At 66.1% G+C, this 25,990-nt stretch carries 26 protein-coding genes; 10 read left to right on the top strand and 16 right to left on the bottom strand.

The window, feature by feature from the left end; all coding sequences use genetic code 11:
- The first annotated feature begins 132 nt into the window (after positions 1–132).
- The 6 genes from QX128_RS04390 to QX128_RS04365 all read left to right on the top strand — a co-directional run bounded on the left by QX128_RS04390 (position 133) and on the right by QX128_RS04365 (position 6,615).
- Positions 133–393: a hypothetical protein gene (locus QX128_RS04390; protein WP_315801799.1), complete on the top strand. Its 261-nt coding sequence runs from the start codon at positions 133–135 to the stop codon at positions 391–393.
- A 674-nt stretch (positions 394–1,067) separates the two neighbouring features.
- A complete protein-coding gene (locus tag QX128_RS04385; RefSeq protein ID WP_315716540.1) occupies positions 1,068–2,210 on the top strand; it encodes a type III PLP-dependent enzyme in 1,143 nt (380 codons plus the stop codon).
- 177 nt (positions 2,211–2,387) lie between these two features.
- Entirely contained in the window at positions 2,388–2,981 is a 594-nt protein-coding gene (locus tag QX128_RS04380) for an N-acetyltransferase (RefSeq protein WP_316179637.1), read from the top strand.
- A gap of 245 nt (positions 2,982–3,226) precedes the next feature.
- The gene (locus QX128_RS04375) at positions 3,227–3,616 is read left to right on the top strand and encodes a RidA family protein (protein ID WP_316236779.1); all 390 of its coding nucleotides are present in this window, start codon (positions 3,227–3,229) and stop codon (positions 3,614–3,616) included.
- A gap of 73 nt (positions 3,617–3,689) precedes the next feature.
- Positions 3,690–5,114 carry a homospermidine synthase gene (locus QX128_RS04370; protein ID WP_316236778.1) on the top strand — a complete coding sequence of 475 codons (1,425 nt, stop codon included), beginning with the start codon at positions 3,690–3,692 and terminating at the stop codon, positions 5,112–5,114.
- A 346-nt stretch (positions 5,115–5,460) separates the two neighbouring features.
- Complete coding sequence (locus QX128_RS04365) at positions 5,461–6,615, top strand: IS4 family transposase (RefSeq protein WP_315800429.1); 1,155 nt, start codon at positions 5,461–5,463, stop codon at positions 6,613–6,615.
- Between the two features lie 83 nt (positions 6,616–6,698).
- Here QX128_RS04365 and QX128_RS04360 read toward each other — a convergent pair whose 3' ends face one another.
- The 9 genes from QX128_RS04360 to QX128_RS04320 all read right to left on the bottom strand — a co-directional run bounded on the left by QX128_RS04360 (position 6,699) and on the right by QX128_RS04320 (position 13,469).
- Entirely contained in the window at positions 6,699–7,007 is a 309-nt protein-coding gene (locus QX128_RS04360; RefSeq protein WP_316236777.1) for a hypothetical protein, read from the bottom strand.
- Positions 7,008–7,112: 105 nt separating this feature from the next.
- Positions 7,113–8,132 carry a WD40 repeat domain-containing protein gene (locus QX128_RS04355; protein ID WP_316217195.1) on the bottom strand — a complete coding sequence of 340 codons (1,020 nt, stop codon included), beginning with the start codon at positions 8,130–8,132 and terminating at the stop codon, positions 7,113–7,115.
- Positions 8,132–9,175, bottom strand: a complete 1,044-nt coding sequence (locus tag QX128_RS04350; RefSeq protein WP_409997906.1) for a CobW family GTP-binding protein — start codon at positions 9,173–9,175, stop codon at positions 8,132–8,134. The genes QX128_RS04355 and QX128_RS04350 overlap by 1 nt, the downstream gene beginning before the upstream one ends.
- 69 nt (positions 9,176–9,244) lie before the next feature.
- Positions 9,245–10,114: a metal ABC transporter substrate-binding protein gene (locus tag QX128_RS04345; protein WP_315801792.1), complete on the bottom strand. Its 870-nt coding sequence runs from the start codon at positions 10,112–10,114 to the stop codon at positions 9,245–9,247.
- A gap of 11 nt (positions 10,115–10,125) precedes the next feature.
- A complete protein-coding gene (locus QX128_RS04340; protein ID WP_316236776.1) occupies positions 10,126–10,998 on the bottom strand; it encodes a metal ABC transporter permease in 873 nt (290 codons plus the stop codon).
- Positions 10,995–11,753, bottom strand: a complete 759-nt coding sequence (locus QX128_RS04335; protein WP_315801791.1) for an ABC transporter ATP-binding protein — start codon at positions 11,751–11,753, stop codon at positions 10,995–10,997. The genes QX128_RS04340 and QX128_RS04335 overlap by 4 nt, the downstream gene beginning before the upstream one ends.
- A 2-nt stretch (positions 11,754–11,755) precedes the next feature.
- Positions 11,756–11,977, bottom strand: coding sequence for a hypothetical protein (locus QX128_RS04330; RefSeq protein ID WP_315801790.1), 222 nt, complete (start codon positions 11,975–11,977; stop codon positions 11,756–11,758).
- A gap of 330 nt (positions 11,978–12,307) precedes the next feature.
- Positions 12,308–12,694: a fluoride efflux transporter CrcB gene (crcB, locus tag QX128_RS04325; protein WP_315801789.1), complete on the bottom strand. Its 387-nt coding sequence runs from the start codon at positions 12,692–12,694 to the stop codon at positions 12,308–12,310.
- Between the two features lie 175 nt (positions 12,695–12,869).
- The gene (locus QX128_RS04320) at positions 12,870–13,469 is read right to left on the bottom strand and encodes a superoxide dismutase (RefSeq protein WP_315801788.1); all 600 of its coding nucleotides are present in this window, start codon (positions 13,467–13,469) and stop codon (positions 12,870–12,872) included.
- 105 nt (positions 13,470–13,574) lie between these two features.
- Here QX128_RS04320 and QX128_RS04315 point away from each other — a divergent pair, with 105 nt between their 5' ends.
- Entirely contained in the window at positions 13,575–14,108 is a 534-nt protein-coding gene (locus QX128_RS04315) for a GNAT family N-acetyltransferase (protein ID WP_316236775.1), read from the top strand.
- 1,155 nt (positions 14,109–15,263) lie between these two features.
- A complete protein-coding gene (locus QX128_RS04310) occupies positions 15,264–15,698 on the top strand; it encodes a DUF2147 domain-containing protein (RefSeq protein WP_315802707.1) in 435 nt (144 codons plus the stop codon).
- 7 nt (positions 15,699–15,705) lie between these two features.
- Here QX128_RS04310 and QX128_RS04305 read toward each other — a convergent pair whose 3' ends face one another.
- Positions 15,706–16,854, bottom strand: a complete 1,149-nt coding sequence (locus tag QX128_RS04305) for a DUF3095 domain-containing protein (protein ID WP_316236774.1) — start codon at positions 16,852–16,854, stop codon at positions 15,706–15,708.
- A 155-nt stretch (positions 16,855–17,009) separates the two neighbouring features.
- On the opposite strand from QX128_RS04305, the gene QX128_RS04300 reads away from it, so the two are divergent.
- A complete protein-coding gene (locus QX128_RS04300; protein ID WP_316236773.1) occupies positions 17,010–17,810 on the top strand; it encodes an RMD1 family protein in 801 nt (266 codons plus the stop codon).
- Positions 17,811–18,013: 203 nt separating this feature from the next.
- On the opposite strand, the gene QX128_RS04295 is transcribed toward QX128_RS04300, so the two are convergent.
- The gene (locus QX128_RS04295) at positions 18,014–18,730 is read right to left on the bottom strand and encodes an MgtC/SapB family protein (RefSeq protein WP_315802704.1); all 717 of its coding nucleotides are present in this window, start codon (positions 18,728–18,730) and stop codon (positions 18,014–18,016) included.
- A gap of 157 nt (positions 18,731–18,887) precedes the next feature.
- Here QX128_RS04295 and QX128_RS04290 point away from each other — a divergent pair, with 157 nt between their 5' ends.
- A complete protein-coding gene (locus QX128_RS04290; RefSeq protein ID WP_315802703.1) occupies positions 18,888–19,295 on the top strand; it encodes a hypothetical protein in 408 nt (135 codons plus the stop codon).
- A 10-nt stretch (positions 19,296–19,305) separates the two neighbouring features.
- Here QX128_RS04290 and QX128_RS04285 read toward each other — a convergent pair whose 3' ends face one another.
- The 5 genes from QX128_RS04285 to QX128_RS04265 all read right to left on the bottom strand — a co-directional run bounded on the left by QX128_RS04285 (position 19,306) and on the right by QX128_RS04265 (position 25,976).
- Positions 19,306–21,600 (bottom strand): heavy metal translocating P-type ATPase, encoded by a 2,295-nt coding sequence (locus QX128_RS04285; RefSeq protein WP_315802702.1) that lies wholly within the window; start codon positions 21,598–21,600, stop codon positions 19,306–19,308.
- A gap of 98 nt (positions 21,601–21,698) precedes the next feature.
- Positions 21,699–22,430, bottom strand: a complete 732-nt coding sequence (locus tag QX128_RS04280) for an SDR family NAD(P)-dependent oxidoreductase (RefSeq protein WP_315802701.1) — start codon at positions 22,428–22,430, stop codon at positions 21,699–21,701.
- Positions 22,423–23,811, bottom strand: a complete 1,389-nt coding sequence (locus QX128_RS04275; RefSeq protein ID WP_316236772.1) for a fatty acid--CoA ligase family protein — start codon at positions 23,809–23,811, stop codon at positions 22,423–22,425. The genes QX128_RS04280 and QX128_RS04275 overlap by 8 nt, the downstream gene beginning before the upstream one ends.
- The gene (locus QX128_RS04270; RefSeq protein ID WP_315802699.1) at positions 23,798–24,043 is read right to left on the bottom strand and encodes an acyl carrier protein; all 246 of its coding nucleotides are present in this window, start codon (positions 24,041–24,043) and stop codon (positions 23,798–23,800) included. Before QX128_RS04270 ends, QX128_RS04275 begins: the two co-directional genes overlap by 14 nt.
- Before the next feature lie 127 nt (positions 24,044–24,170).
- Positions 24,171–25,976 carry a long-chain-acyl-CoA synthetase gene (locus QX128_RS04265; protein WP_316236771.1) on the bottom strand — a complete coding sequence of 602 codons (1,806 nt, stop codon included), beginning with the start codon at positions 25,974–25,976 and terminating at the stop codon, positions 24,171–24,173.
- Positions 25,977–25,990: the final 14 nt, after the last annotated feature.

The following is a 25,990-nucleotide window of genomic DNA, read 5'->3' as shown; positions in this document are numbered from 1 at the left end:
CGGCTGGGGTCCGTCCTCTCCCGGAAGTTCGATGCGCCCCTCATATCACGGAGCCGGCCCTTTTTGGGTCATTTCCCCTTGAAGGGCCGGGCCTTTTCGGAGAGATTGCGGCCCGCAACAGGACCCTGGACCATGAACGCAGAGACCACCTCCAAAGCCGGCCGCCAGATCGCTTGGCCGACCGTGATCACCGTCATCTCGGCGGCGATCCTGATCGGTGCCGAAGTGTTCGGTGCGGCCTTCGCCGGCGGCTGGGCGCTGGCGATTCTGTTCGGGCTCGGCGATAGCGGCGCGCACATCGTTCAGGCCGTGCTGTTCGCGATCGGCGTGTTCGTGATGATCGGCTTCATCCGCGGCGCGCAGCGCATCGAGCCTTTCACCAGGCGCGCGTGAACAGCACAAAAACACTGTCCTGCAAGCGTGAACGCGTTACGAAAGTTTAAGCTCGCTTAACGTTCGTTCAGACATCGACGCCGCTCTGTGTGTCGCGCAAGCACAGATGAGGGAAATCTTTCCCCGCGTCCAAAAATGCCTTGCGAACGAAATTCAAAACGCTTATTTCCGCTTCTGCCCAATTTCGCACGTGCCTGTGGTCGTGTGTCAGTCGGTAGGTATCCGGACAAGAGGCCGGACAGCCGCCAAGGGATGAGGAACCGAGGGGCCCTCGGATCGTTGCGGTCAAGATCATCATGATCGAGATCGTCATGCTCCAGAGCCCAGCATCTCTCTCAAGAGATGCCGCTGAAGGTCACCCCATCTTTTGCAACCGTGACTGGCAGCCGGAGGCGAACCGGCGCACCCCGCTCTCAACGGGGGACGCGACTTAAAGCAACGACGGATCGGGCTTTTTTGGTCTCTACCGGCAGTCCAAAGCCGGCGCGGGCTACTGAAAAGGCTTGTCCTTCATTGCCAGGTGTGCGGGCGGGAAATTCCCAACCAATCCACGGCAGCACAATTCGGCTACGGGTTCGAGGTTTTGTCGCCTTTCCATCGGGCGGCAACGCCAAGGCACCCGTGTCGGGATCATTTTGAACGGGTCTCGTCGCTGGGGCCGTTTGGAGGGTGCTATGACCGAACGTATCCGGGAATTCCTGCGCAACCGCCGCGAGGAAGGTCTGGACCACGAGCCCTGTCTCGTCGTCGACCTCGAGATCGTGCGCGACAACTACATGAGCTTCGCTCGGGCGTTGCCGGACAGCCGCGTGTTCTACGCGGTCAAGGCCAACCCGGCGCCGGAAGTGCTGTCGCTGCTCGCCTCGCTCGGCTCCTCCTTCGACACGGCGACCGTCGCCGAGATCGAGATGGCGCTGGCCGCCGGTGCGACGCCGGACCGCATCTCCTATGGCAACACCATCAAGAAGGAGCGGGACATCGCGCGCGCCTATGCGCTCGGCATCCGCCTCTTCGCCGTCGACTGCGCCGCCGAGGTCGAGAAGATCGCGCGCGCAGCGCCGGGCGCGAAGGTGTTCTGCCGCATCCTGTACGATTGCGCCGGCGCCGAGTGGCCGCTGTCGCGCAAGTTCGGCTGTGATCCCGAGATGGCGGTCGAAGTGCTGGACCTGGCGAAGCGCCTGGGCCTGGAGCCGTGCGGCATCTCGTTCCATGTCGGCTCGCAGCAGCGCAAGGTGAAGGCGTGGGACCGCGCGCTGGCGATGGCCTCGACGGTGTTCCGTGACTGCGCCGAGCGCGGCATCAACCTGACCATGGTCAACATGGGCGGGGGCTTCCCGACCAAGTACCTGAAGGACGTGCCGCCGGTCGTGCAGTACGGCCGCTCGATCTTCCGTGCGCTGCGCAAGCATTTCGGCAACCAGATCCCGGAGACGATCATCGAGCCGGGCCGCGGCATGGTCGGCAATGCCGGGATCATCGAGTCGGAAGTGGTGCTGATCTCGAAGAAGAGCGACGAGGACGAGCTGCGCTGGGTCTATCTCGACATCGGCAAGTTCGGCGGTCTCGCCGAGACGATGGACGAGTCGATCCGCTACGCCATCCGCACGCCGCATGAGGGCGCGGAGATGACCCCGTGCGTGCTCGCCGGCCCGACCTGCGATTCGGCTGACGTGATGTACGAGAAGCTGCCGTATCCGCTGCCGGTGACGCTCTCGATCGGCGACAAGGTGCTGATCGAGGGGACCGGGGCGTATACCTCGACCTACGCGTCGGTGGCCTTCAACGGCATCCCCCCGCTGAAGACCTATCACATCTGATCTGGCTGCCCTCGCCCCTGCGCGGGTGAGATGGGCAAGAGCCTCGGGTGGGGCTGCCCCCACCCCGACCCTCCCCCGCAAGCGGGGGAGGGAGCGATCCACCGTCATCTTCAACCTGACATCACGTGTTTGCGCGCGAGCCCAAGGTCCGCCGCGCAGGCCGGGGACTGACGTGCCATGACCGCTTTTCGCATCCCTTCGACCACGCCGCTTCGGACTGCCGCTCCGTTCGTGATCCGTGCCGAGCGTGCCTCCGACGTCCCGGCGCGCGAGACGCTGCTCGATGCCTGCTTTGGCGACAATCGCCATGAGCGCACCTGCCAGCGCCTGCGCGACGGACGCGCGCCCGCCGCAGGCCTCGCCTTGTCGGCGACGCGCGGCGGCGTCCTCGTGGGAACGCTGCGGCTGTGGCACGTCAGCGCCGGCGGACGCGACGCGCTGATGCTCGGCCCGCTGGCGGTCGCCGCCGAGGCGCGCAGCCTCGGCGTCGGTGCGGCGCTGATGAATGCCGCGCTGATGATCGCGGCGTCGCGCGGCCATGGCGCGGTGATCCTGCTCGGTGATGCGCCCTACTACGCCCGCTTCGGCTTCTCGGTCGCGCAGACCGCCGAGCTGGAGCTGCCTGGTGCGTTCGCGCGCGAGCGCCTGCTCGGGCTCGAGCTAGTCGATGGCGCGCTGCACGGGGCGACCGGCATGATCGTCGCCACGGGAGCGGCCGAGCGCAAGGCCCGCCGCTCGCGCCGCGAGCGGCAGATATCGTGCGCGGCGTGAGGACCGGGGCGGCGGCCACGCCGCGGCGGCGAACGCTGTTGCCAACGCTCCTGCTGATCCTGCTCGGGATCATGATCGTTCGCGACATCATGGTCCGGCGCTGGAGCAGCGGCCCGCCCGCCGGACCCGACGTCACCCGCCTGCGTTAGGCATTCCGGCAACGGGCGCCGCAGCAGCCCCGCGAGGGGTTGCGCAGGTGCAGCAAAAGCTCTTTAACCCCCAAAAATCCCCCCACGAGGTCCGTCATGTCCCGCCGCCTGATCTCTACCGGATCACCGTTCGAGAAGACCGCCGGCTACAGCCGCGCGGTGATCGATGGCGACTTCGCCTTCGTCGCCGGGACCACCGGCTATGACTACAGCACGATGACGATGCCGGCCGATGTCACGAGCCAGTCACGCAACTGCTTCAAGACCATCGCGGCCGCCCTGCAGGAGGGCGGGTTCGAGATGGCCGACATCGTCCGTGCGACCTATTACCTCACCGACGTCAGCGACGCCGATGCGCATTTTGCGGTCTGCGGCGAGGTCCTTGGCGACATCCGCCCCGCCGCCACGATGGTCGTCGTCGCGGCGCTGCTCAAGCCCGAGATGAAGGTCGAGATCGAAGTCACCGCCAAGCGCCGCGGCTCCTAAACGCGGCGAGGCATCTGAAGGCGCGCGCCGCCTGAATCCATCCATCCCACGCACCTTTCGCGGAGAACCATTCATGAGCTCGCAGATCCACGCGAAGATCACCGGCCCCATCGTGATGATCGGCTTCGGCTCGATCGGCAAGGGCACCCTGCCCCTGATCGAACGCCATTTCGATTACGACAAGAGCCGGTTCGTCATCATCGATCCGCATGACGACGGCGCGCTGGCCAAGAAGCACGGCGTCCGCTTCATCCAGCAGGGCGTGACCCGCGACAATTACCGCGAGCTCCTGGTGCCGCTGCTCACCGAAGGCGGCGGCCAGGGCTTCTGCGTCAATCTCTCGGTCGACACCTCCTCGGTCGACATCATGACGATGTGCCGCGAGATCGGTGCGCTCTACATCGACACCGTCGTCGAGCCGTGGCTCGGCTTCTATTTCGACAAGCAGAAGGGTGTCGAGCAGCGCTCCAACTACGCGCTGCGCGAGACGCTGCTGGCTGCGCGCCGCAAGAGCCCGGGCGGCACCACCGCCGTTTCGACCTGCGGCGCCAATCCCGGCATGGTCTCCTGGTTCGTCAAGCAGGCGCTGCTGAACATCGCCAAGGACACCAAGACCGAGATCGTCGAGCCGAAGAGCCGCGAGGGCTGGGCGCAGCTGATGCAGAAGCTCGGCGTCAAGGGCGTGCACATCGCCGAGCGCGACACCCAGCGCTCCAAGAACCCGAAGCCGATGGACGTGTTCGTCAACACCTGGTCGGTCGAGGGTTTCGTGTCCGAGGGCATGCAGCCGGCCGAGCTCGGCTGGGGCACGCATGAAAAGTGGATGCCGGAGAACGGCCGCTGCCACACCGAGGGCTGTGGTGCCGCGATCTATCTGCTGCAGCCCGGCGCCAACACCCGCGTCCGCTCGTGGTGCCCGACCCCGGGCGCGCAATACGGCTTCCTGGTGACCCACAACGAGTCGATCTCGATCGCCGACTATTACACCGTGCGCGACGGCGACAAGGTGGTGTACCGCCCGACCTGCCACTACGCCTATCACCCGGCCAACGACGCGGTGCTGTCGCTGCACGAGATCTTCGGCGCCACCGGCAAGATGCAGGAGAAGTGGCACATCCTCGACGAGAACGAGATCGTCGACGGCATCGACGAGCTCGGCGTGCTGCTCTACGGCCACGGCAAGAACGCCTATTGGTACGGCTCGCAGCTGTCGATCGAAGAGACCCGCCGCATCGCGCCCTATCAGAACGCCACCGGCATGCAGGTGTCCTCGGCCGTGCTCGCCGGCATGGTCTGGGCGCTGGAAAACCCAACCGCCGGCATCGTCGAGGCCGACGAGATGGACTTCCGCCGCTGCCTGGAGATCCAGTCGCCGTATCTCGGCCCGGTCAAGGGCTACTACACGGACTGGACGCCGCTGAACGATCGGCCGGGACTGTTCCCGGAGGACATCGATACGAGCGATCCCTGGCAGTTCCGCAACATCCTGGTGCGGTAAGCCCTCGCCGTCGTCCCGGCCTCGAGCCGGGACCCATACTCCGTGACGAGTCTGTGGCGGGAGGTGGAGCTAATAGCCTGCCCCGAGCTACTCCCTGAGGTTATGGGTCCCGGCGTTCGCCGGGACGACGGCGGAATTTGTCGCCGCGTTCGCGCCCCGCTCTCTCCTCCGTCATGGCCGGGCTTGACCCGGCCATCCACGAAGCCTGCGCAGCCGGAAACACGTGGATGCCCGGGACGAGCCCACGGCTGTCCGGTTCAGACAGACTGGACATGGTGCATGGCGTGGATTCTTCTGCGGTCTTGAGCATCGCCAAATGTTCGAGACACACCAGGAAGGTCCCGCCATGCCGCATCAGAATACAGTATTCCGAGACATTCTGAAGTTGGTCCCCTGGCATCGCTTCGAGGCGCTTGTGGACGAGCATGGCACGGACGCGCGGATTCGACGGCTTTCCACCAAAGACCAATTTGTGGCGCTGCTGTACGGTCAGCTTTCGGGGGCTTCCAGTCTGCGTGAGATTGTCACCGGGCTGTCGAGCCACACCGCGCGGCTTTATCACCTGGGTGGGGGCCCTGTCCGCCGCTCGACTTTCGCGGACGCCAATATGAATCGGCCTGCGGAGATGTTTGCCGCCCTGTTGGCCATCATGATGAAGCAGGCCCATCGCCGGTTACGCCGCAAGCTTGCCGAGACGACGTATTTGATTGATTCGACCAGCGTACGGCTGACAGAAGCCAGCGCTGGCTGGGCACGGTTCTCTACCGGTGTCTGCGGTGCCAAGGTGCATGTGATCTATGATGCCGACGCCGACCGGCCGATTTATGCGGCAATCAGCGGAGCCAACGTCAACGACAATACTGCAGCGCATCAGATGCCCATCGAGCCGGGAGCAACCTACGTCTTCGATCTCGGCTATTATGAATATGCTTGGTGGGCTCAACTGGACGCCGCCGGTTGTCGAATCGTGACCCGGTTCAAATCCAATACGCCGCTGCGGGTCGTGGAGGAGTTGCCTGTCATCGCGGATGGCAACATCCTCTCCGACCGCATCGGCTTCCTTCCACAACGCCAAGCCTACAGCCGCCGCAATCCAATGCAGACTGCGGTGCGCGAAGTGCGCGTCACCTTGGAAACGGGAAAGATCCTGCGCATCCTGTCGAACGACCTCGATGCCAGCGCTCAAGAGATCGCCGACCTCTATCGTCGCCGCTGGGCCATCGAGTTGTTCTTTCGTTGGGTCAAGCAGACCCTCAAGATCACCAGGTTCCTCGGGACTTCTGAGAACGCCGTTCGTATCCAGATCGCCGTTGCCCTGATCGCCTTCCTCTTGCTTCGCCTCGCGCAAGACCTTCAGAAGGCAATCCAAAGCCCCTTGGTCTTTGCCAGATTGGTCCGCACCAACCTCATGCATCGCCGCCCCATCGATCAATTGCTCACGGGGCCACCCCAACTTGCCAAAAACCCACAACAGTTGAGCCTCGCAATATGCGGAAGCTGAACCGGACAGCCGTGGGACGAGCCCGGGCATGACGATGTTGAGGCAGAGTGCGGATGATCGAGCACTTAGCTCGCAGCGGCCAGCTACTTCTTCTGCATCGGCGGCGCGACCTTCTCGGCGGGAGCCGGCGGCAGCGCGGGCTTGGCGCCTTCCTGCTGAGCAGCCGGATCGGGGCGCGCCGGCTCGGGCGCCGGTGTGGTCGGGCGGGTGCCGCCGGGCTTGGATTCGGCTGGCGTCGCCGACGGTTCGGGCGTCGCCTGGGCCACCTGGTCGAGATGGTTGGCCTTGATCTCGGTCAGCGAGATGATCGCCACCAGTGCGCCAAGGCCGAGCAGGCCGCCTGCGAGCCACAGGTCCCTTCGCAACGTCCGTTTGCTGTTGATCGAGGCCATGGCTGTCATCCGCATCATGTGATGTGCGGAACAACGAATGGAAGGGGGCGAGGTTCCCATTGGGACCTGCGCCCCAACGCCCCATCCCCGCCCTGGAACGCGCCGTTACAGCCGCAGCAGGCCCGCCTCGCCACTTTCATCGGAGAAAGCGAGCCACGTTCCCGCGGCATTCCAGCCCAGCGCCACGACCGGCGGTGTCTCGTTCCGCCGCACCAGGATCTCGGCGCCGTCCTGCATCCGCACCATCAGCACGGTGCCGTCCTCGTAGCCGCAGGCCAGGATGTCCTGCTTGGGATGGCAGGCGACCGCGGTGACCTTGGCCTTCATCGGCGCCAGCATCGCCGGCTCCTTGCCCATCGGGCCGTCCTTGCCGACGAACGGCCAGAGGATGACCATGTCGGCGCCGGAGGTGGCGAGAAAGCGCCCGCCGCTGCCCCACGACATCGACTTGACCCGCGACGGGTAGCCGGTCATGCGCATGTGCCGGGAATCGGCCAGCCGCCAGCCATGCAGCGCCGGCTCGTGCATCGCGGTGACCAGGAACTTGTTGTCCGGGCTGAACGTGACGGCGTGATGCGAGCCGGCCCAGCCGAGGAATTCCGGCTCGCCCGCCATGTTCGGAAACCACAAGGTCGCGCCGTTGTAATGCGCGATCGCGAGCCGCAGGCCCTTCGGCGCGAACGCCAGTCCGCCCGCGGTCGAGGGCACCTCGAGCGACTTCTCCTCGCCCTTCGGCGCGCGCACGAACGCGGTCTTGCCGACCGACCAGGCGATCGCACCGTCCGGATGAACCGCGACGTTGTCGATCCAGCGCCGCTTCGGATCGGTGGCGAGCACGCTGACGCTGCCGGCCTTGTCGAGCGCGGAGACCTTGCCGTCATCACCGCCGAACAGGATGCGCGATCCGTCCGACACCGCCGACAGGATGCCGCCGCCTGATACCTCGATCTTGCTGATCTCGCCCTCGGCGTCGACAACCGCGACGCTCTCCTCGGTGCCGACGAAGACCGCGCGGTCGCCGAGATAGTGCACGGCCGTGACGGCCATGCCGAGCGCGACCTGCTTCACCTTGTCGGTGACGGAGACGATGGATGCGGCCTCGCCGCCCTGGTCGAACGACGTCATCAGGTCACGATGCAGCGTTCGAAGCCTTCGCGGATGGCGTCTTCCGGCAACTCGCGGCCGATGAAGACGACGCGGCTCTGGCGCGCCTCATCCGGCTTCCACTTCCGCTGATGATCGCCTTCCAGCATCATGTGCACGCCCTGGAAGACGTAGCGGTCGTCATCGTCCTGAAACGCCAGGATGCCCTTGGAGCGCAGGATCTTGCCGCCCTCGGTCTGCACCAGGTTCTGCAGCCACGGCATGAACTTCGACGGATCGAGCGGCTTGTCGGAACGCAGCGACAGCGACTGCATCTCCTCGTCGTGATAGTGCTTCAGGCCGTGATCGTGATGGTGGTGATGATGATCATGACCGTGGTCGTGATCATGATGGTGATGATCGTGGTCGTCGCCGGCTTCGAGGAATTGCGGCTCGATCTCCAGGATACGATCGAGATCGAACGCGCCGCGCTCCAGCACATCGGAGATCGCGATCTGGCAGCGCTCGGTGCGATGCAGCTTTGCGTAGGGGTTGATGGCGCGGATGCGCGCCTCGACCTCGGCGAGCTCCGGCTTGCTGACGAGATCGGTCTTGTTGAGCACGATGACGTCGGCGAACGCGATCTGGTTCTTGGCCTCCGGCGCATCCTTGAGCCGGTCCGACAGCCACTTCGCGTCGGCCACCGTCACCACCGCATCGAGCCGGGCGTTCTTCTGCACGTCCTCGTCGACGAAGAAGGTCTGCGCCACCGGCGCGGGGTCGGCGAGCCCGGTGGTCTCGACGATGATGGCGTCGAACTTGCCCTTGCGCCGCATCAGGCCGGAGATGATGCGCACGAGGTCGCCGCGCACCGTGCAACAGATGCAGCCATTGTTCATCTCGAACACTTCCTCATCGGCGCCGACGATGAGATCGTTGTCGATGCCGATCTCGCCGAATTCGTTGACGATGACGGCGTACTTCTTGCCGTGGTCTTCCGAGAGGATGCGGTTCAGAAGCGTGGTCTTGCCCGCCCCGAGATAGCCGGTCAGGACCGTCACTGGTGTCTTGCTCGCGTCGGACATGCTCACTCCGAAAACCTCAGATCGCATCGAAAATGGCTCAAAAGCGCTGGCCGCGAGGGCTTGAAAACCCTAACGGACCAGCGCGCTCGTCAAGGCCCTTATATTGTGCCTGACCATGGCAATGTAAGTGGGAACGGGGCCCTTTTCATCGCTCAGGGCGTCGGAATACAGCGTACCGCCGATCTTGGCGCCGGTCTCGGCGGCGATCCGGCCGACCAGCCGGTCATCGTTGAAATTCTCCAGGAAGACGGCCGGAATCCCTGTTTTTTTCACCTGGCGGATGATCTCGGCGACGTCGCGGGCCGAGGGCTCGGTCTCGGTGGAGACGCCGAGCGGGGCGATGAAGGCGACGCCATAGGCATCGGCGAAATAGCCGAAGGCGTCATGGGTCGAGATCACCTTGCGCCGCTCGGCCGGGATCTTGTCGATCTCGGCGCGGACCTCGCGGTCGAGCGCATCGAGCTCGGCGAGGTAGCGCTCCGCATTGGCCTTGAAGACCTCCGCGTCTGCGGGGTCGGCCGCCACCAGCGCGTCGCGGATATTCCGTACGTAGACCTTGGCATTGCCGACCGACTGCCAGGCATGCGGATCGGCATCCGTGCCGCGCTTGCGCGGCCTGATGCCCTGCGTGGCCGTGATGATCGGCGCCTTGCTGCCGGAGGCCTGCTGCAGCCGCGGCAGCCAGCCCTCCAGCCCGAGGCCGTTGACGATCAAGAGCCGCGCGGCGCCGACGTCCTTCGCATCATGCGGCGTCGGCGTGTAGACGTGCACGTCGCTGTCCGGCCCGACCAGCGAGGCGACACTGACCTTGTCGCCGCCGACCTGGCGGACGAAGTCGGCGAGGATCGAGAAGCTGGTGACGACGTTCAGCCGGGTCTCGGCCGATGCGGGGGCGACGAGCGACAGCAGCAGAGTGAGGACGGACAGCAAACGTTTCATGGGGATGGACTTCAGGCTTCGAGGTGACGTCCCGGAAACAGTTGCGGAAGCACGCCGCCCACGCGTCCGAACAGCACCGAGCCGAGATAGAGGAGCGACGCGACCAGGATGATCGCTGGCCCCGAGGGAATGCGGGTCTGGAACGACAGCACCAGGCCGACATAGCCGGAGACGATCGCGGAGGTGACGGCGATGCAGATCATCGGCGTGACGTCGCGCGACCAGAACCGGGCGATGCCCGCCGGCAGGATCATCAGGCCGACCGCGAGCAAGGTGCCGAGCGCCTGGAAGCCGTTGACGAGGTTGACCACGATCAGGCCGAGGAAGATCAGGTGCGCCGGCGCGCCGGCGCGGCTGACGGTGCGCAGGAACAGCGGGTCGACGCTCTCGACCACCAGCGGGCGATAGATCACGGCGAGCACGACCAGGGTGAGCGTGGCATTGAAGGCCACCATCAGCAGGGTCGGATCGTCCATCGCCAGGATGTTGCCGAACAGCACGTGCAGCAGATCGATATTGGTGCCCTTGACCGAGACGATGGTGACACCGATCGCCAGTGACGCCAGATAGAAGGTCGCGAGCGACGCGTCCTCCTTCAGCCCGGTCGAGCGCGACACCAGGCCCGACAGCAGCGCCACGGCGAAGCCTGCGATCAGCCCGCCGGTCGTCATCGCGAACAGATTGAGCCCCGACAGTAGGAAGCCGATCGCGGCTCCCGGCAGGATCGCATGCGCCATGGCGTCGCCGACCAGGCTCATGCGCCTGAGCATCAGGAAGACGCCGATCGGTCCGGAGCCGAGCGACAGCGCGATGACCGCGGCGAGCGCGCGGCGCATGAACTCGAAATCCGAGAACGGAGCGAACAGCACCTCGCGCAGCATCATGCCGCCTTGGAGGCTGGCGCGGGCACGCAGGGCGCGGCGGCGTCGTCGAACGCCTCGCACATCCGGCGCGCCTGCGCGAGATTGTCCGTCGTCAGCACCTCCGCCGTCGGCCCCCAGGCCACGGCCTCGCGCGCCAGCAGCAGGGTCTGCGGGAAATGCGCGCGCACCATGTCCATGTCGTGCAGCGCCGCCAGCACGGTGCGCCGCTCGCCATGCCAGTGCTCGATCAGTTGCAGAAGGTCGGCCGAGGTCTTGGAATCCATCGCGTTGAACGGCTCGTCGAGCACGATCACGCGGGCATCCTGCAGCAGCACGCGCGCGAACAGCATGCGCTGCATCTGGCCGCCCGACAGCGTGCCGATGCCGCGGCCCTCGAAGCCGGTGAGGCCGACGGCGGCGATGGCCCGGGCGATCTTCTCGCGCGCGGCCGCGCCGATGCCGCCGAACATGCCGGTGCTGCGCCACAGTCCGGTGCTGACGAAATCGAACACCGAGATCGGGAAAGAGCGGTCGATGTCGGCGATCTGCGGCAGATAGGCGATCTCGCGCGGCTTGAGGCCGGCGGCCGTGATGCTGCCGGCGAGCGGCTTCAACAGGCCGACGATGCCGCGGAACAAGGTCGATTTACCGGCGCCGTTGGGACCGATCACGGCCAGCAGCGCGCCCTCCGCCACGTCGCCCGAAAGATGATGCACGGCCGGGTGCCGGTCATAGCCGAGCGTGACGTCCCGGAACTGCAGCTGCACCATCGCCATCCTCACCGCATCGCCATGATGACGATGACCCAGAGCACCGCGCTGGCCGCGATCGCGGCCCCCAGCCGTGTCGTCACGGGCATCCGCAGGATCGACCAGGACGCCGGCTGCGCCGGATGCGGCGCGCCCGGACCATGACCGTGGGCGTGATTGTGGCCGTGGCCATGCCCGTGCGCGCCATGCGCATGGCTGTGATCGTGGCTCTGGAGCGCGGACTGGGTCATTTCGTTATAATGTTACATTATAACATCACCCCTGTCCACCGGCGGCGCGCTATGCAAGGCCGTCACCATTGACGCCCGCTCGTGCGGGCCTCGCCCTTCGAGACGCCCGCCTGCGGCGGGCTCCTCAGGGTGAGGAGCGAAGGTTCGCACTCTGGACTGGACTGAGCAGATCGCAGCGGCCCTCGCGCCGTCAACACGCTGTTTCCGATCAACGTGCCACGCTGGCTACGAAGCTGCCCCTCATGGTGAGGAGCGCCGAAAGGCGCGTCTCGAACCATGAGGCCCGGAATGTTTCCGGGGCCATTAGCGCCAGCGGGAGCCGAAGATGCCTCAGCTCAAGACCCGCACCAGCGCCAGGCCGCCGAACAGGCCGGCGATGGAGATGCCGACCGAGCCCAGCACATACAACGCCGCCAGCCCCGGTGCGCCGCGCTCATAGAGCAGCGCGGTATCGAGCGAGAATGCCGAGAAGGTCGTGTAGCCGCCGAGGATGCCGGTCATCAGGAACAGCCGCCAATGCTGAGAGGCGCCGCCCTTGAAGGCGAGGTAGCCGGCGATCAGCCCCATCACGGTGGAGCCGGTGATGTTGATGATGAAGGTGCCCCACGGAAAATCGGTGCCGAGCGCGCGGGCGCTCGCCATGTTGATCGCGTGCCGGAGCGAGGCGCCGCAGCCACCGCCGACGAAGACGAGAAGATAGCCCAACAATTGATTCACAGAACCTGACCTTGCACACGGCGCCGGAGAACGGATGCCCTACCCTCCGCACCTCACCAGCAAAATTCTTGCCGAAACGCGCCTTCGCTTGCAAGGACCGGTCGCGTCAATATCCTGTCACGAAAAAGGGCGGCGAGCTTAGAGCTCACCGCCCTCCTCCGTGGATCATAAGCGATCAGACAGCCTTGCCGTAGAGCTCGTCGACGTAGTCCCAGTTGATGAGATTCTCGACGAACGCCTTCAGATAGTCGGGACGGCGGTTGCGATAGTCGATGTAGTAGGAGTGCTCCCAGACGTCGCAGCCGAGGATCGGGGTCGCGCCGTGCACCAGCGGGTTCTCGCCGTTCGGGGTCTTGGAGATCTCCAGCTTGCCGTTCTTGACCGAGAGCCAGCACCAGCCCGAGCCGAACTGGCCGACGCCGGCGGCGGCGAAGTCGGCCTTGAACTTCTCGAAGCCGCCGAGATCCTCGTCGATCTTCTTCTCGAGCCGGCCGGGCAGCTTGGAGCCACCGCCATTCGGCTTCATCCAGGACCAGAAATGGATGTGGTTGAAATGCTGGCCGGCATTGTTGAAGACGGCGGGGTTCTTGCCGAACGAGCCCTTGACGATCTCCTCGAGGGACTTGCCTTCGAATTCGGTCCCCTTGATCGCATTGTTGCCGTTGGTCACATAGGCCTGATGATGCTTGTCGTGATGGTACTCGAGCGTCTCCTTGGACATGTAGGGTCCGAGGGCTTCATAGGCGTAAGGCAGGGGGGGAAGCGTAAAGGTCATGGGGGCGGTTCCGCAACTTGTGGAAGACGGGATTTAACGGGACCTTCTTATAGAAGGTTCCGACACCGTAAAACACCGTGAATTTGGAAAAAGCGAGCCGCTTTGATGAGCATCGAGATCGACGTATTGAATGGTGACGCCGCCTGGCCGCTGGTCAAGCCGCTTTACGACGCGGTTTGGCCGCCGGAGGTGGTCGCCGGTTTGCCGTGGGCTGGTATCACATTTGCGCATGCCGACCTGCGGGTGCTGGTGCAGGACGACAGGGGCGAGGTGCTGTGCCATGTCGGCATCTATCGCCGACTCGTGAAGTGGAACGGCCAGAACGTCAATGTCGCCGGCATCGGCGGCGTTTTGACGCGTCCCGACATGCGCAACCGCGGCCTCGCCACGGTGGGACTGAACGCGGCGATCCAGACCCTGCGGCACGAGGACTCGATCAACTACGCCGTGCTGTTCTGCGCGGCGGATCGCATCCCCTTCTACACGGCGAGAGGCTTCATCCCGTTCGACGGCGACGTCTACGCCGAGCAGCCCGAGCAGGGCCGCATCCGCTTCGACCGGCTGTCCGCGCTGGTCCACGACGTCAAGCGCACCGCGCCGACCCGCGGCACCATCGACCTCTGCGGATTGCCGTGGTGACTCCGTTCTCCCCTCCCTTGTTTGAATCGTAAATCCGTTCTCCCTTCCGCTGTCGTCCCGGACAAGCCGTGACGCGCGCCAGCGCGTCGCGGCGCCGATCCGGGACCCATACGCCGCGGCGGTTGCGAGACGCGAAAGGCCAACGGCCAGCGTGCCTCAAACCGCTCCCTGGGGGTATGGGTCCCGGCGTTCGCCGGGACGACAGCGGAGTTTGTCGCGGCAGTCCAAACCATGTCCCGACCGGGACGACAGCGCAGCGCCCGGCGCAACTTCCGGAAAAAATAATTCACTTGCGCATTATCGGAAATCATGATTATCTCCGTGCATCCCGCCTCACCGCAGAGGGGCGTAGCGCGCGATCGTCACGACACGCGAGGTGGGGATGCGATGGCCGCGAGTGATCGCAGCATTCTCTTCGACGAGGATGCGGACGAACGATACCTCGCGGACGTGAAGTCGCAGCGTCCTGACACCCCGACGCTGGTGTCACCCGCGCAATGCGCAAGCATGGTCGCGGCATGGTGGCCAACAAGCCCGGCGCACCAGGGAGACTGCGTATAAGCGTGAAGACCGTCGCGCAGGGAATGCCGGAGTGTTCGGCTTTGCCTGTGGTACCTGCCGCCTGCATTTTTTTCGCAGGCGGGCCATGGGTGAGGCCTTCACCCGGCATTCCCTGCGCCCTCCGCACTTTCAAGAGGGCCACATGGATCGCAGCACTCGGGCATCACATGCCGCGAGGCCGCGCTGCCGTGTCCCGGCCCTGTCATCAGCTGTTTGAGTCGTAAATCCGCCAAACTCACCACTGTCGTCCCGGACAAGCCGTGACGCGCGCCAGCGCGTCGCGGCGCCGATCCGGGACCCATACGCCGCGGCGGACGTGATGGGCACAATGCCAATGACCAGTCTGCCTCAAACCCCTCCCTGGGGGTATGGGTCCCGGCGCCGCGTGCGCAATTGCGCACCAGGCCGGGACGACAATGGAGTTTGTCGCGGCAGTCAAAGCCATTTCCAGTGCATGAGACAACCGAGCAAGGGATTGAGACGTTCCGTCGGCGATGCACCTGATCGTGATGATCCCGCTTTGGACAACCGCTGCTCTGCGATTGCAACTGCGCCGTTTGCTGTTATGGAAACGCGGCTTCAACGGGGGGTAAGATGATTTGGAAATTGCGTTTGGCTGGTCTTGCGCTGGCGACCGTCGTGATGGCGCAGCCCGCTTTGGCTGCCGATGATCCAACCGGCACCTGGCTGACCCAGGCCGGCGACGCCAGGATCAAGGTCGCCAAATGCGGCGCCGGTCTCTGCGGCACCGTCGTGTGGCTGAAGGAGCCGATGGACACCGACACCGGCAAGCCGGCCGTCGACAACAAGAATCCGAATCGCGCGCTTGCCAACCGCCCGATCATCGGCCTGCAACTGTTCGAAGGCGTTCACGCGGAGGGGCCGAACAAATGGTCCGGCAAGATCTACAACGCCGATGACGGCCAGAGCTACACCAGCCACATCTCCGTCTCCGGCCCGGACACGCTGAAGGTGGAAGGCTGCGTCGGATCGCTGTGCGGCGGCGAGACCTGGACCCGCGCGCGCTGATCAGCGCTCAGGCGACCGCGGCCTTCAACGCGGTCGCAGCCGACGCGTAGCCGCCTCGCGCGCCGTCGATGAAGTGGACGTGATCCGGCCGGATCGCGGACGGCGTGAAGCAGGTCATCATCGCGGCATCCTGGCGATGCAGCCCGTAGCGGACGATGCCGCGCGACGCCGCCGCGCCAAGCCGGCGCTCCAGGTCCTGCGCGAGCTCGTCGGTGCAGTCGAGGATCATGCGCAGCGCATCGTCATATTTGCGGAAGTCGGAATTCTCGACCACCTGCTGCTTGTAGAGATCCGGCACGAAGCCGCCGATGCTGATGTTGAACCGCATCACGGCATAGACGAACAGCGTCCGTCCGAGCACGCGGGCCCAGCGCGACAACAGCGGTCCGCGCGCGGCGCGGACTTCGTAGCCGAATCCCTGCGGCGGCCATCGCAGCGCCGGCGCGCCGGCCGGCACCGGCCGCCCGGCATCGGGGCTGCGTTCGGTCAGGGTGATGATCTCCTCGATCACCTTGCGATAGGCCTGCGCATCGGCGCCGGGGGCCGGCAGCACCAGCACCGACAGGATGAGGCCGCGTGCCGCCGGGATCTCCTCGAACCGGCACGACAGCCCGGACAGATCGGGCTGCGCACCGGACGCCGCCGGCGGAATCGCGAACTCGCCCCGCTTCATCGCGGCCTCGGCCCAGCCCAGTCCGCCGCCTGCGAACATCGCGTAGGACAGGTTGGCCGACGGACCGTAGCGCGCCACGCGGACGTCGAGGCCCTGCGCGCGGATCGCGCTCACCGGCACCAGGGCGACACGCATCGCGAGATCGAGATCCTCCCTGACCCAGGTCGCGGTCGCGGCAAGGGCCTCGCGCGCGGCCGCTTCGTCATCCGGGCTGACGGCGAAGCTCGCGCCGTCGCCCCCGAACACGAATGGGAATTCGCGCCCTTCCAAGGCATTGGTGACCGCGGCGATGACCGCAGCCCCGGCCATGTTGACCGCCTTGTAGCGCCTGTCGGCGATCGCCTTGGTCGACTCGACGATGTCAGCCGTGCCGATCAGCCAGTCATCCGGCACCGGCTGGTAGAGCTGCGGCTCCATCAGGCGCGCGAAGCCGCGAAACACCGGAATCGAGGCATAGTAGTCCGCAGCGCTGGTCTTCGACATTGAGAGGCATCCGTCCGGGGTGCGCGTCCAATGAGGAGCTACGTTCTTTCCTGTCAAGCGGGTTCAGGCAACGATATTAGGCAGCGGACGTGTCGCCTGACGGATTGCACCGCGTTATCGTTCCATCGGCATTGACGTGCTAGCCTATCGCCATCATGGCCGACACCTCACCCGTTCCACAACTCGCCGCCCGCGCGCTCCAGATCGCGGACCGCATCAATACCGCCGGCTTCGAGGGCCAGGTGCTGTCGGCGACGCCGCTGGCGGTCCGCATCGGCGAGACGGGTATCGCCGTGGTCTTCCGCTACGGCGTCGTCGTCTTCATCGGCCTGTCGGTGGCGGAGGAGATCAACTTCCTCGACCGGCTGAGCGCGCGGCTGTTCGGCCCGATCACGCCGCACGAGGAAGAGACGGCCAAGGTCCAGGTCGCGCGCGAATCCGACGAGCCGATCCCGGTCGGCGGCCCGGTCCTGGTCAAGGAATTGTCGCTGGAGCGGCTGCTCATCGTCGCCGATGCGCTGGCCAAGAGCGTCGTGCTCGGCCGCAGCGAGCGCGAGATCGCCAACGTGTTCGACACGATCGAGCCGTTCGCGCGCGAGCTGGCGCTGCTGGGGCGGACATCGAAGAGCCGGGTGGCGATGCTCAAGCTGCTCGGCGAGGCGCTGCTGGTGCAGCACCGCGTCTCCGGCCGCGTGGCGGTCGGCGAGAAGCCGGACGTGTTGTGGGACCGGCCCGATCTGGAACGGCTCTATGCACGGCTCGAGGACGAGTATGAGCTGAAGGAGCGGGAGGACACCCTCAACCGCAAGCTCGCGGTGATCGCGGAGACGGCGACCACGCTCGCCGACATCATCGACACCAAGCGCTCGCTGCGGCTCGAGGTCATCGTCGTCATCCTGATCGCCTGCGAGATCGTGCTCGGCTTCTACGAGATCTTCGCCCGCGGCGGGCATTGACGGCAGAGCCTCGACCGGCGGCCATCGCATTCAGCGATGGTTCAGACGCGGCATGGAACTCTCGCATGGGCGCGATGAGCGATGCTGGGGGATGTCGAACCATGACGTGGGTGGGGAGCTTGCGACCGTCGCCGGCGGCAGCCAGCCACGAGGTGTGGCGAGCGCCCCGCCGCCGACGCGGCGATGCTGGTCCGCCAATGCCGTCACACCAGCGCTCTGACGTTCCAAGTCGCATGACGGACCCCGGCAAGCTTCGCCAGCTCGGACACGACGCGGTCGAGATCGACCGTATCGACCGCGAGCGGCACCAGCGTCGCGATGATCTCGACGATGTCCTCGGAGCGATAGACGACCTCGGTCTCCCGCACCGGGTATTTGGCCGCCTCCAGCCGCTCGTCGAGCGCCTCGCGCAGCTCGGCGGCGCGCAGCCCGTCGGTGGTCAGGACGATCTCGTAGTTCGCCTCCGAGGTCTGCGCATTGAGCGGGATGCGATCGATCGCATTGACCAGCGGCCGGAGCAAGGTGTTGCCGGCCAGCACGAACACGGTCAGCGCCACCGATTGCGCGATCAGGTCGGCGCCGGCGCAGGCGCCGACCGCGGCGGACGCCCACAGCGTCGCGGCGGTGTTGAGCCCGCGGACGTTCATGCCCTCCTTCATGATCGTGCCGGCGCCAAGGAAGCCGATGCCCGACACCACGTAGGCGATGATGCGCACCGCGCCGTCGGCGCCCGTCAGGCGGTTGCCGAGGTCGACGAAGGCGGCCGCGCCGACGGCGACCAGCACGTTGGTGCGCAGGCCGGCGCTGCGCTGCCGGTATTGCCGCTCGGCGCCGATCAGCGTGCCCAGCACGAACGCCGTGAACAGGCTCACGAGCGTGTCGAGGAAGTCGAAGACCTGGAAGGTGTGGAGGAATCGCATGGGCTTGCTGACTGTCTACGGTATTACGCTCCGTGGCCTGCCTGGCGGCAGCGGCACGCGTGGCATTCGGCGGCGGAACCGTCGCGAGAAGGCCGCTTTCTTAAGCCGTCCTTGATCGAAATCAAATCCCCGTCCCTCCCGTATACTTTAGGCTGATATGATCAACAGGCAGATGACGTCCGGCAAACAAATGACGCCATTCTCCGACGTCCGCAGGGATCACAGCCCGGCCGTCCGGCTGGGACATGATGCGGTGAGCGCGGTGAAGCTGTCCCAGGAGCTCACCGCCGAGATCGACGCCTGGGCGGAGGCTCACCAGATGACACGCTCCGACGCCATCGGCCAGTTGCTCACGATCGGCCTGCATGCATCGCGGCCGGCCGCAGCCGGGCAGCCCACGTCGCGGGATCCCGTCGCCATCGAGCAGAATGCGATCCGGCTGATCGATCGGATGCTCGATCCGAGCCTGTCCGCCGAGGAGCGCGAGCGGCGGATCCGCCGCCTGATCGAAGGTCCTGCGGAATTTGCCAACGAACGGATCGACCTGCCGCGGCATCCAGGCTGACGCGAACGGCTCAGGCGGCCGAGCGCGCCACCACGGCCTCGTAGATGTCGTCCTCCTGCGCCGTGTGCATGCGGACCAGCGTCTCGATCGCCTCGATCACCCGTTGCGCATCGCGGATCAGATAGCGGTCCACATGTTCGGACGGCAGATCCTCGACCAGCCGGCCGAGCAGGCGCGCCAGATGCAGGATCTCGCGATGCGCGCGGCTCATTGCCGACAGGCCGTGGCTCTCCTGCAGGAGGCGAGCAAGCTTCGGATAGACCGAGCCCTCGTCGTCGCGCTCATGCGCCACGACCTTGTCCTGCACCACGCCGTTCGCCTCCATGATCAGCGCCACGGCGCCGTCGGGCGGGGCTTCGTCGAGCGCATCGACGATCGCGCGCAGGCGGTCGAGGCCGCGCAGCAGCGCCTGGTGATCATGCCTGAGCCCTCGGCCGTCTTCGGCCGTGATCCGGCCGGCCTTGCTGCGGCCGGCCGGGAACAGAGCGCGGAGCGCGTTGAGGATGACGGCGACGTCGATGGCTTCCTGGACCAGGGCCGCAGGCACCGGCTGCAGCAGGCCGAAGGCCGCGGCCCCCATCGCCACGAACGACAGGCCCATGCCGACGAAGATGCTCTCCAGGGCGATGCGTCGGGCGCGCTGCGCGATCACGATCGCCTCGCCGACGCGATCGAGCCGATCGGCGAGAATGACCACGTCGGCGGCTTCCGACGAGGCGCTGGCACCACGGGCGCCGAGCGCGATGCCGACGTCGGCGGAGGCCAGCGCCGGAGCATCGTTGATGCCGTCGCCCACCATGATGGTGGGATGCAGCCGCTGCTCGCTCTTGACCGCCTCCACCTTGTCGGAGGGGACACGGTCCGCCAGCACGGCGTCGAGGTCGAGCGCCGCGCCGATCGCCTGGGCGGCCGCGGCGCGGTCCCCGGTGACCATGACCATGCGCGCGATGCCGGCCTCGCGGAGCCAGCGGATCGCGCGCGGCGTATCCGCGCGCAGCTCGTCCGCCAGCAGCAGCGCCCCGATCGGGCGCCCCTCGATCGCAACGAAGACGATCAGCGCCGACCGCCACGACGCCCGGCGGATCGCGCGCGCCGCCCAGGGCGGCGGCGTCCGGCTGCCGAGCACGAGGTCGCGCGAGCCGGCCATCACAGGGCGGCCATCGATCAGACCTTCGAGGCCCGAGCCCATGGTTTCCCTGACCTGTTCGGGCACCTTCAGCTTCAGCCCGCGCGCCTGGCCGGCCTGAACGATCGCGTGCGCCACCACGTGGTGCGAGGCCTGCTCGAGCGATGCGCAGAGCAGCAGCACCGCATCGGCGTCCTCGCCCGGCGCGGCGTCGACCGACAGCAGCCGCGCGCCGCCGACGGTCAGCGTGCCCGTCTTGTCGAACAGCACGGTATGGGCGCGCGCGAGCGCCTCGAGCTTGCCGCCGCCTTTGACCAGAATGCCGCTTCGGGCCGCCTGCGCCACGCCGGCAATGAAAGCGACGGGTGCAGCGAGAATCAGCGGGCACGGCGTTGCCGCCACCAGCACGGCAAGACTCCGGATCAGATCGCCCGAAGCCAGATAGGCGGCCCCCGCGATGGCGAGGCTGACGGGCAGGAAGATCAGCGCATAGCGGTCGGCAAGCCGCACGAACGGCGCCTTCGCGGTCTGGGCCGTCGTCACCAGCTTGACGATGCCGGCATAGGTGCTTTCGCCCGCAGTGGCGGTGACCGCCATTTCGAACGTGTCGCCGGCATTCACCGATCCCGACAGGATCGCCATCCCGCGCGTCTTCGTCACCGGGATCGGCTCCCCCGTGAGCGCCGACTCGTCGACGACCGCGATGGTCGCTTCGACCATGCCATCGACCGGGACGATCTCGCCGGCGCGGACCATCAGGCGATCACCGACCGCGACGCTGGCGATCGGAACGTTGTCGATCTGGTCGCCACGGCGGCGATGTGCCTCGCGCGGCGCGCGATCGACCAGCGCGCGCAGATCGTGCTCGGCGCGGGCGACGGCAATGTCTTCGAGCACGTTACCGCCGGAATACATCAGCGCCACGACAGCGCCGGCCAGCGGCTCGCCGAGGATGATCGCCGCGCTCATCGACACCAGCGCGATCGCGTCGACGCCGATGCGGCCGGCCAGGACATCGCGGACGATCGAGACGATCAGCCCCAGGATGACCGGAACGGTCGAGGCCGTAAAAGCGATCCCGGCAAGATCGGGGCGACCGAGCACATGCGCGAGGCCGCCCGCGGCGAGGCCCGCGATTGCGATCGCGACGAGGGTCCACCGCAGAATGCGCTCGAACATGGATACCGGTTCCGGATTGCGCCGGCACTATCGCTGCTGCCGCCCGTCGGACCCTTGAGCGAAATCAACGGCGAGAGCGACCGATCGCCGCAAATGGCTCAGGCGGTATTGCCTGCATCGACCGTCAGCACGGTGCCGGTGACATTGCGCCCGCCATCGCCGAGCAGGAATTCAACCATCGCCGCCACGTCATCCGTTTCCGGCAGCCGCCGCAACGCGCTGCGGCCGGCGATGCGCCGCTGCTGCTCCTCGTCCATGCTCTGCGTCAGCTCGGTGGCGATGAAGCCCGGTGCGATCGCGTTCACGGTGATGCCGACCTTGCCGACCTCGCGCGCCAGCGAGCGCGTGAAGCCGTTGGCCGCCGCCTTGGTCGCGCCGTAGACGGACAGGCCGTTGTAGCCGGTGGAGGCGATGATCGAGGAGATGTTGATCACCCGCCCCTCGCCCGCGGCCATCATGTGGCGAACGACATATTTCGTCAGGATCATCGGCGCCAGCACGTTCAGCCGCACCAGGGCCTCGATCTCCGAATTATGCATGGTCGCGAGCAGGCCCTCGGTGCCGAGACCGGCATTGTTGACGAGACCGTAGAGCGGACCAAACTCGTCGCGCACCGACTTCACGAAGGCGGGTAGTTCGTCAACGATGCTGAGGTCGCAGGCGCGGAAATGAATGCCGGCGCTGCTGGCGCTGAACTCGGCGATCGCAGCGCGCAGTTCCTCGCTTTCCCGGCGGGCCACCGTGACGACGTCATAGCCAGCGCCAGCGAGCCTGCGCGCGATGGCGAGCCCGATGCCGCGGCTGCCGCCGGTGACGAGAACGTTACGCATCGGCGCGCGCCAGCTTGCCGGCCGGTGTGACGTCGAGCGCCGGCACGATACGGATCATCGCCGGCACCTTGTGGGGCGCGAGGCGCGCGCGGCACGCGGCGAGGATCTCATTGCGGACCGCCTCGGTCCGCGCCGGATCGGCATCCGCCGTCAGCACGACCTCGGCGACGACGATGCCGCCGGTGATCGGGCTGCGCCGCGACTTGGCGCGCGACATCCGCACCTCGGGATGGCCATTGATCACGGCCTCGATTTCTTCCGGATGGACCTTGAGCCCGCCGACATTGATGATGCCGTTGCGGCGCCCGACGAAGTAGTAGCGATCGCCGCGCAGCTCGACCATGTCACCGGTATCGACATAACCATCCGTATCGGTCAGGGCGGCCGCAGCGCGTCCGACATAGGCGTGCGCGGCGCGCTTGGAGCGAATGCGCAGCGAGCCGTCGGCGACCTTCATGTCGACGGCACCGCGGCCTTCGCCGAGCAGCGTCGCAGGAAAGCCCTCCAGCCCATCATTGACGGCGAAGCCGACGCCGGCCTCGGTCGAGGCGTAGGCATGACCGATCGAAGCGTGGGGGAATGCCAGCTTCAATCCATCGAGCACGGCCTGGTCGGCGATCTCGCCGGAGAGACGCACATAGCGCGGCGCGAAGCCTTCCACTGCCCCACTCATCAGCAGCTTGCGCCAATGCGACGGCGTTCCGGACATGTGCGTAACGCCGCGTGCGTTGAGACGCGCGACGTGGTCCGATAGTCCCTCGCCCGGATCCGACAATACCATGGAGCCGCCGCCGACGATGGCGCGCAGGAAGATCTGCAGGCCGCCATAGCGGCGGATGTCGTAGAACGTCGCCCACACCGGCATGGCTTCGCCAGGTACCGGACGGTCGCCGATGATCGCGCCGCACAGACCGTCCAGCGTATGCCCGACAATCTTTGGCACGCCCGATGTACCCGATGTCAGCATCAGCCATTCGGTGGCGCGCACCGTCTGCACGACCGCGGCAGAAGGCTGCGGCAGGGCGACCTCGATCACGAGATCGACGCCGCAGGCGTCGAAACGCTGGACCTCATCGGTCACGATGGCGTCGATGTCCGCATCGGCAATGATGCTGGCGAGATGCTCGCCCTTGAGATCCGGCGGACACAACAGGAGACGTCGTGCGACGCCATCGATCTCGATCAGCGCAAGGCCGGCGAGGAGCTGGCCGGAGGTCGCCAGCAGCACCGAACGTCCGTTGAGCTCTTCGGTGCGGCCGCCGAGGCTGCTTCCGCGCGAGAGCTCGGCGAGCGATATGACGTGACGCGGATCGGAGATCGTCCGTTCGGTCAGCGCGGTCCCGAGATGGTCGCGAAGGGCGAAGATCTCACGCGGGGACATTCTCATAGGCCCCGATGAAGTCGCCTATCGTGTTGGGGAACGTCACATCCTCGGACAGGGTGAACGGATCGACGCCGAGATCGTCCTCGAGACGGGCGACCAGGATGGCGAAAGCGAGCGAGTCGAAGCCGGTCTCATGCAACGTCAGCTCATCGGTCAGCGGCGGCAGCTTGACCTTCTGCTCTTCCGCAATCTGCTTGATCGCTGCAATGATTCTTAACCGTACCGACATGGGCCAATCCGCTCACTGTTCAAACGATGAAACCGACCATAGGGCCAGAAGGTGAAGGAACCCGGACTGGCCCGCGATGTTTCTGGACCGTTGGTAAATGCCCATCATGGCCTATGATTAAAATCACCTACAAACGAACCTCGCCGGCGAGGATCCGCGCATGCAGATCGCGATCGAGCGGGTAATATGCACCTGTCCCGGCGTCTCGCACGTAGAGCGGCTCGTGCACGACCGACGGATCGAAGCCGTCGCGCATCAGCTCCTGCTTCTTCTGCTTGAATGTTTCAGTCGACTGCAGCGACGACGTGATGCGGAGCGCCACCGGCCGCGCGTAGGACGGCAACCTTCGGGCAAGTTCGACGGAGAGACGATCGAGATCGAAGCTGTCGCCGACGACGAGCGCGGCCATCCCGGCGCGCCCATCGGTCCCCGGCACGACAACACCATAGGTCGATGCTTCCAACACGCCGGGACATTGCAGGATCGCCTCGTTCACCTCGCTGGTCGCGACGTTCTCGCCCTTCCAGCGGAAGGTGTCGCCGAGACGATCGACGAAATAGAAGAAGCCCTGGTCGTCCTGGCGCATCAGGTCACCGGTGCGGAACCAGGCATCGCCCTTCTCGAAGACGTCGCGCAGTATCTTCTTCTCCGTCTCGCCCGTATCGGTATAGCCTTCGAAGCGACCGCCTCCCTTGTCCGCCGTACCGATGCGGCCGATGGCCTCGCCGATCTCGCCGCGCGTGCAGACGAGGCACCGTCCGTCGGCTCCGCGCAAGGGTGCGCGCTGGTCGGCATCCAGCTTGATGATTTCGGCGGGAAAGCGATGCGCGAGCAGCGACGGCACGCGCCCGATCGATCCCACCCTGCCCTCGACATTGTAGAGCGAGAAGTTGCCTTCGGTCGCGGCATAGAATTCCAGCACTTGAGGAATGCGGAAACGCGCCTGGAATGCCTCCCAGACGTCACCGCGCATGCCGTTGCCGCAGGCGAGCCGCAGCCGATGCGCGCGGTCGAAATCGGACGGCGCGGCGGCCAGCAGATAGCGGCAGAGCTCGCCGATATATTGCAGCAGCGTGCAATCGTGACGGACGATGTCGCGCCAGAAATTGCGCGCCGAGAATTTCTCGGCGAGCACCGCGGCTCCCCCGGCGCGCAGCATGCTGCAGGGCGCGACGATGCCGCCGACGGAATGATAGACCGGCAGACAGTCATAGAGGCGATCGTCGGGACCTGCGCCGGTGAGGCCGGCAAACCATCCGCCCCAGTTCATGATGCGGCGATGGCTGATGCTGGCGGCCTTGGGCAGGCCCGTCGTGCCGGAGGTGTAGATCAGCAGCGCGCGGTCGTTGATCGTCACAGCGCGGCGCTCGGTTGGGTCGAGCGCGTGCGTATCCATCGCGGCGATCGCGACGTCGAGATCGCCGCCGTCGGCAAACCAGACACGCGGCCCGCCCGCGATCAACGGCGCAACCTCCGTATAGGCTTCGTGGAAGTCCTTGGAGACGATCACATGGATTGGCCGGGCCACATTGATGCAATGCGCGAGCGACGGTCCGATGAGATTGGCGTTGATGAGCGCAACAACACCGCCGACGCGGCTGATCCCGAGCCAGGCGGCCAAGTAGTCGGGCCGGCTCGGCATCATCAAGGCGACCGTGTGGCCCGGCCCGATGCCGTTGGCCAGCGCCCAGCGGGCGTATCGGTTGATGCGCGCAGACAGGGCGGAATAGCTCAGCGTCTCGCGATCGGAGACCAGCGCCGGCCGTTCGGGCTGCTTCGCAGCCCAGTCGTCCACCACGTCGGCGAACAGCCGCGCCGGCTCTGCCTCGATGCGCGAGGTCAGATCGATCGCCTTCAGCCAGATCTTCGCCGCCGACGGCTTCCGAGAGGCCGTGCTGAGTTCCACAGATCGATCCGACTGCCCGGAGTTCATGAACGCCCTCACCC

Origin of the sequence: Bradyrhizobium sp. SZCCHNR1015 (assembly GCF_032489875.1) — a bacterium.
GTDB lineage: Bacteria > Pseudomonadota > Alphaproteobacteria > Rhizobiales > Xanthobacteraceae > Bradyrhizobium.
The sequence above is the reverse complement of the archived record's forward strand: the minus strand, read 5'-3'. Positions and strand labels throughout refer to the sequence as shown.

What these genes read in the sequence shown, in the direction of transcription:
- QX128_RS04390 (WP_315801799.1), top strand. Translation starts at nt 133, where the DNA reads ATGAACGCAGAGACCACCTCCAAAGCCGGCCGCCAGATCGCTTGGCCG.
- QX128_RS04385 (WP_315716540.1), top strand. Translation starts at nt 1,068, where the DNA reads ATGACCGAACGTATCCGGGAATTCCTGCGCAACCGCCGCGAGGAAGGT.
- QX128_RS04380 (WP_316179637.1), top strand. Translation starts at nt 2,388, where the DNA reads ATGACCGCTTTTCGCATCCCTTCGACCACGCCGCTTCGGACTGCCGCT.
- QX128_RS04375 (WP_316236779.1), top strand. Translation starts at nt 3,227, where the DNA reads ATGTCCCGCCGCCTGATCTCTACCGGATCACCGTTCGAGAAGACCGCC.
- QX128_RS04370 (WP_316236778.1), top strand. Translation starts at nt 3,690, where the DNA reads ATGAGCTCGCAGATCCACGCGAAGATCACCGGCCCCATCGTGATGATC.
- QX128_RS04365 (WP_315800429.1), top strand. Translation starts at nt 5,461, where the DNA reads ATGCCGCATCAGAATACAGTATTCCGAGACATTCTGAAGTTGGTCCCC.
- QX128_RS04360 (WP_316236777.1), bottom strand. Translation starts at nt 7,007, where the DNA reads ATGGCCTCGATCAACAGCAAACGGACGTTGCGAAGGGACCTGTGGCTC.
- QX128_RS04355 (WP_316217195.1), bottom strand. Translation starts at nt 8,132, where the DNA reads ATGACGTCGTTCGACCAGGGCGGCGAGGCCGCATCCATCGTCTCCGTC.
- QX128_RS04350 (WP_409997906.1), bottom strand. Translation starts at nt 9,175, where the DNA reads ATGTCCGACGCGAGCAAGACACCAGTGACGGTCCTGACCGGCTATCTC.
- QX128_RS04345 (WP_315801792.1), bottom strand. Translation starts at nt 10,114, where the DNA reads ATGAAACGTTTGCTGTCCGTCCTCACTCTGCTGCTGTCGCTCGTCGCC.
- QX128_RS04340 (WP_316236776.1), bottom strand. Translation starts at nt 10,998, where the DNA reads ATGATGCTGCGCGAGGTGCTGTTCGCTCCGTTCTCGGATTTCGAGTTC.
- QX128_RS04335 (WP_315801791.1), bottom strand. Translation starts at nt 11,753, where the DNA reads ATGGCGATGGTGCAGCTGCAGTTCCGGGACGTCACGCTCGGCTATGAC.
- QX128_RS04330 (WP_315801790.1), bottom strand. Translation starts at nt 11,977, where the DNA reads ATGACCCAGTCCGCGCTCCAGAGCCACGATCACAGCCATGCGCATGGC.
- QX128_RS04320 (WP_315801788.1), bottom strand. Translation starts at nt 13,469, where the DNA reads ATGACCTTTACGCTTCCCCCCCTGCCTTACGCCTATGAAGCCCTCGGA.
- QX128_RS04315 (WP_316236775.1), top strand. Translation starts at nt 13,575, where the DNA reads ATGAGCATCGAGATCGACGTATTGAATGGTGACGCCGCCTGGCCGCTG.
- QX128_RS04310 (WP_315802707.1), top strand. Translation starts at nt 15,264, where the DNA reads ATGATTTGGAAATTGCGTTTGGCTGGTCTTGCGCTGGCGACCGTCGTG.
- QX128_RS04305 (WP_316236774.1), bottom strand. Translation starts at nt 16,854, where the DNA reads ATGTCGAAGACCAGCGCTGCGGACTACTATGCCTCGATTCCGGTGTTT.
- QX128_RS04300 (WP_316236773.1), top strand. Translation starts at nt 17,010, where the DNA reads ATGGCCGACACCTCACCCGTTCCACAACTCGCCGCCCGCGCGCTCCAG.
- QX128_RS04295 (WP_315802704.1), bottom strand. Translation starts at nt 18,730, where the DNA reads ATGCGATTCCTCCACACCTTCCAGGTCTTCGACTTCCTCGACACGCTC.
- QX128_RS04290 (WP_315802703.1), top strand. Translation starts at nt 18,888, where the DNA reads ATGATCAACAGGCAGATGACGTCCGGCAAACAAATGACGCCATTCTCC.
- QX128_RS04285 (WP_315802702.1), bottom strand. Translation starts at nt 21,600, where the DNA reads ATGTTCGAGCGCATTCTGCGGTGGACCCTCGTCGCGATCGCAATCGCG.
- QX128_RS04280 (WP_315802701.1), bottom strand. Translation starts at nt 22,430, where the DNA reads ATGCGTAACGTTCTCGTCACCGGCGGCAGCCGCGGCATCGGGCTCGCC.
- QX128_RS04275 (WP_316236772.1), bottom strand. Translation starts at nt 23,811, where the DNA reads ATGTCCCCGCGTGAGATCTTCGCCCTTCGCGACCATCTCGGGACCGCG.
- QX128_RS04270 (WP_315802699.1), bottom strand. Translation starts at nt 24,043, where the DNA reads ATGTCGGTACGGTTAAGAATCATTGCAGCGATCAAGCAGATTGCGGAA.
- QX128_RS04265 (WP_316236771.1), bottom strand. Translation starts at nt 25,976, where the DNA reads ATGAACTCCGGGCAGTCGGATCGATCTGTGGAACTCAGCACGGCCTCT.